Origin of the sequence: Stenotrophomonas sp. HMWF003, from assembly GCF_003061285.1 — a bacterium.
Taxonomy (GTDB): Bacteria; Pseudomonadota; Gammaproteobacteria; order Xanthomonadales; family Xanthomonadaceae; genus Stenotrophomonas; species Stenotrophomonas maltophilia_AP.
This window is the reverse complement of record NZ_QAIW01000322.1, coordinates 2,645-3,078: the sequence shown is the minus strand read 5'-3', so window position 1 is coordinate 3,078 and position 434 is coordinate 2,645. Positions and strand designations below refer to the sequence as shown.

The window sequence follows — 434 nt, the reverse complement described above, 5'->3', positions numbered from 1 at the left end:
GCCGACGACCCGGCGCTGCTCAAGGCCGTGACCGACGCGCTGGCCGGCGCCGACGCCGCCGATGCCCCGGCCACCCCGCTGCTGCATGCGCTGCACGCCGCGGCCGAGCTCAAGACCGGCGCGGTTACGGCAGCGTTCACCGGCAGCCCGACCGCCACCCCGGACGTGGGCGCCGATGACTTCGGCGATGCCATGAGCGCGCGCATTGGCTGGTTGGCCGACCAGAAGATCGGCCATGCCGTCATCCGGGTGACCCCGCATGACCTGGGCCAGATCGAAGTGCGCCTGCAGATTGACGGCGACAAGGTGCACGCCAGCTTCAGCAGCGCCCATGCCGAGGTCCGCCACGCGCTGGAAGCCAGCCTGCCCCGCCTGCGCGACATGCTCGGCGAGCAGGGCTTCCAGCTCGGCAACGCCGATGTGGGCCAGCAGCA

At 72.1% G+C, this 434-nt stretch carries 1 protein-coding gene; it reads left to right on the top strand.

What is annotated here, in order from left to right; all coding sequences use genetic code 11:
• The coding region (locus tag DBR34_RS13055; RefSeq protein ID WP_146186839.1) for a flagellar hook-length control protein FliK at positions 1–434 on the top strand (434 nt) is incomplete at both ends.